The organism is Syntrophaceticus schinkii (assembly GCF_000946815.1).
GTDB lineage: Bacteria > Bacillota > DSM-12270 > Thermacetogeniales > Thermacetogeniaceae > Syntrophaceticus > Syntrophaceticus schinkii.
In genome coordinates this window covers 1-3895 of record NZ_CDRZ01000283.1, presented here as the reverse complement: position 1 = coordinate 3895, position 3895 = coordinate 1, and the positions used below count along the sequence as shown (strand labels likewise).

At 48.3% G+C, this 3895-nt stretch carries 3 protein-coding genes; all 3 read right to left on the bottom strand.

Annotated elements, in window-relative coordinates; translation table 11 throughout:
• The coding region (locus tag SSCH_RS14745; protein ID WP_044666146.1) for a cohesin domain-containing protein at window positions 1–350 on the bottom strand (350 nt) is incomplete at its 3' end.
• Between the two features lie 133 nt (window positions 351–483).
• Window positions 484–1992 carry a hemoblobin-interacting domain-containing protein gene (locus SSCH_RS14740; RefSeq protein WP_044666145.1) on the bottom strand — a complete coding sequence of 503 codons (1509 nt, stop codon included), beginning with the start codon at window positions 1990–1992 and terminating at the stop codon, window positions 484–486.
• Window positions 1993–2688: 696 nt separating this feature from the next.
• Entirely contained in the window at window positions 2689–3681 is a 993-nt protein-coding gene (locus tag SSCH_RS17035; RefSeq protein ID WP_198142527.1) for an Ig-like domain-containing protein, read from the bottom strand.
• Between the last annotated feature and the right edge of the window lie 214 nt (window positions 3682–3895).

The following is a 3895-nucleotide window of genomic DNA, read 5'->3' as shown; positions in this document are numbered from 1 at the left end:
AGATGCATTACGCGTATATCGCCACTTTCAAGCTGGTTCGACAACATTCTAAAACTTGTAGAAATATCGTCTCCTGCAACTGTTTGCTTGTAAGTCAGCAGCGAAAGATCAATACTTAAGTCATATTGCCCGCCGGCCACTTTACCCGAACTGGTCAGCGTAATCGGCACCTCAACGGTATCTCCGGGATTCCCGGTTACCGTCCCGGCGGTCAGTTCAATCGGATCATCTGCCAAAGCTACGGCCGGCTGCTGTACGAGACTTGCTCCGAACGAGCCGGTAAACAGGAATGCTACTGCCAGCAGCATTCCCAACACTTTGTTGAATTTTGATTTTTTGAATCCTTGCATTTCAATTTCCTCCTTGCTAAAAACAATTTATCCAGGCGTTTATGTTTTTCAACCTGCCCTCTGGCTTTTTTACACGTGCAGGCTCTGAATAGGGTTATTTTGGTGGATATATTCTGCTGCAAAACATTTGTGATTAATACCCGGCCAACTCCATGATGCAATCAATATCAAGCTCGTCGATGACGCCATCCATATTAACATCAGCCGCAATGAATTGGGCGGCAGTGGGTGTTTCTATTTCCATAGCATAATTGTTCACTAAATCTACATCTGTATCATTTATTACCCCGTCAAAGTTAATATCGCCAAGGGGACATATGGTCTGTACTGTTGTGGCATCCAGGTATCCCGTGGCGCAGACGGTAATTGTGTAGGTACCTGCTGCAGTAAACACGCTGTTATCGATGGTAATCGTAGTCCCACTTGTCTTGGTATAGTAGCCGGCAATTGAGTCTCCGTTAACTTTGACATCGGTAATTGCATCGTTGTACGAGGGAAGTAGGGGATGGTTGGTATAGGTCAGGACAATACCGCCGTTACTGACCGAAGTCTGATTTACACCGTTTTCCGTAGTATCCGGTGTTATTGCCGGCGCCAGTCTTGTTACAACATCAGGATAACCGGTCGCTTGGATTACGAGGTCGTAACCAACACTATGGATATCGGCGTTGACGAATTCGATACGCCCGGCAGAGATGGTGCAATAGCTTAGATTGGAGGTGCCTCCGACTATAATATCGGTAATGGCCGCCCGCCAGGCAGGATCATCCGTAAATGCCAGAGCGAAGTCCTGGTCGCCGACCCGCACGCCATCAACATGGATATCACTCGGATAGGCCAAAAGAATAGACTGAGTTACTGATGTACTGTTGTAATTTGTCGCATTCACCGTGATGGTATAATCGCCTGTCACTGTGAAAACGGACTCGGGGAAGGTCAGTTTCCCTGCCGCCAGTGTGTAGTTCGTAACCGGACTTCCGTTGATGGTGACACTGCTGATGTTGTTACGCCAATCAACGTTGTCCGTAAACGTGACGTCGATCGGCTGGTCCAGGGCATTGTTGCTGGTATCAGCATTTAATTCCGGCGCAATTCCGCCAATAGGCTGGGTTACATTGGAGTTCATGTAGCCTGCAGCCGCTATGACGACAGAATGGTTGCCGATCGTGGTGAATACGGTACTGTCGAAGGATATATTGCCCGCAGTTATGGTATAGTGTGACGGGTCGACCGGAATACCGTCAACTGTGATGCTGGAGATCGCATTCCGCCAAGCTGCATTATCCGTAAAAGTCATGTCAATCTGCTGACCCGTAATATTATTGGTCGTATCGGCGGTTACCTCCTGGCCTTTTACCGGGCCGAAAGCGACTTTGTAGACCCACTTGCAGAACTTGTTAGTGGAGGCATACGTTCCTTCAATTCCGTCTTCAGCTTCATCTGCGGTCAAGCCCATGCAGAAACGGAAGGTGTCAAGGCTGTTCATATTGTTCCATAGATCATCCAGGTCATTGTCGGTTAAATACCTTCCCTGGTAGGAAGTTATGGACAGCACGGATTCTACAGGTACCGGATTATCAAGGGCAGTATCCAGATCACCAGGATCTCCACTTTGCCTATACGCCGTAAAACATTCTACCATATTCGGGTAATAGTAACGTGCAGTTTCAAGTTTATCGTAAGTATAGAACTCGGTACCTTGGTAAGGGGTACCTGGCGCATCATTGGGATATAAGATGATCTTCTGGCCGGGGGCCAGGTGATGCCTGGGTTATATGTAGCAGCATCCTCCGCCAGGGCTGCGATCGGTACACCGTGCGATACGGTACCCACACCGGCCGGCATGGCATCAATGGTCGCGAACTTCTGGTCTATCGCCAGTGATTCCAGGTCATTATACGAATAGGTATGGACCCAAGTTTGCGTTCCGTCCGGGTTGAGCAAGTAGACTTGCAGCGTTGTTGCCGGATCGGTAGCAAAAACTGCGGGAACGTTAACAAACAGCATGCATGTCACAAGTACGCATATGAGTATAATAAACAATGGTTTTGACCTATTTATACTCAGGTTCATCTTCATCTCCTCCCTTTTTATCCTTTTTTTTGTTTTATTACTGACTCTCTTAGATAATTAACCAAGTAACAAACCAGAACATCAGATGGTAATGATTCTATAAATATCCCCCCTTTGTTCTTTGTTTTCAATATCGGCGTTAGTTGGTCACACCAGCTTACTGCGCATTACCACCTTTCAACCACCAACGAGATAATATCAATTTCCTACCTGCCGTGATTGCGGTGTTATGCTGTTACATTGCGCCCTGTGCGGTTATGACCTGCTAACTGCCTATATTGGTTCCGTCGGTCACCGTACCATATACAGTTATGCCGCTTCCGCTAATGGCTGCACCTCCGGGGACACCAATCCCATTTCCTCCGTTGACATTGCCGTAAACTGTAACAGCCCCGCCACCCCAGCAGCAAACACCTACACCGCCTTGAACGTTATTCGCATTGCCGCCGTAGACATCCCCGTTTACGGTAACTGTGGCATAATCAACATAGATACCGATATCACCGTAACCGATATTGACACCGTCGTTGCCATAAACATTGCCGTTAACCGTGACCCGCGAACCGCGTTCAGCATCAATTCCAAATCCGACATATCTGCTGGACGATCCTGTAACATCGCCGTTTATTATTAGATCAAAGGGAAGCTCAGTTTCTATTCCGTCAATAAAATTAATATTCGGACCAAATTCAAGCGAACCGCTGCTGGCATTACACTTGAAACCGTCTATCGTAATTAGCTCGGTCGTCCCATTAACGACCAATATGCTGCAATTCTGCGGCAAACCGATGATTTCAAACCGGTCGGTTTCACAATTATTTAACAAAGCAATCGTATAGGTGCTTCCGCTCGGTGCATTGCTGATTGCCTCAGTCAGTCCATCAAAGCTGGAAACCCATCCGTCAATACTGGTATCCGGTACGGTTACCTCACAAGTTGCGGTATAACCGCCGTCATCGGTCGTTATGATGATATTGGCCGTGCCCGGAGCCACTGCCGTTACCAAACCCGTGCTGCTAACTGTGGCCACGGCTTCATTGTCCGATTCCCAGGTCACGTCCTGGTTGGTCGCATTCGCCGGGGTGATCGCTACCGTCAGCTGGTCGCTGAGGCTGGGGATGATTGTATCTGTGGTCTTATTAAGGATGACTCCCGTGACTCCTATCGCTTCCGCAGGTACGCTGAACTGCCCGTTATTCGCCGTTACGGGCAATACTATGCGATCGCCATCATGATATTTCACTCCGGTCAGTTCCAAGGCGCAAGCCGCCCCCGGACTTGCCCCCGCGGCAACCTCAAATTGCATCACAGCTATGACGACTGTCCCGGCCGGTATACGGTTTGCTCTCGCCAGACGAAGATGCATTACGCGTATATCGCCACTTTCAAGCTGGTTCGACAACATTTCTAAAACTTGTAGAAATATCGTCTCCTGCAACTGTTTGCTTGTAAGTCAGCAGCGAAAGATCAAT

Coding starts and splice junctions, on each gene's coding strand:
- SSCH_RS14740 (WP_044666145.1), bottom strand. CDS start 1,992: ATGGTAGAATGTTTTACGGCGTATAGGCAAAGTGGAGATCCTGGTGAT.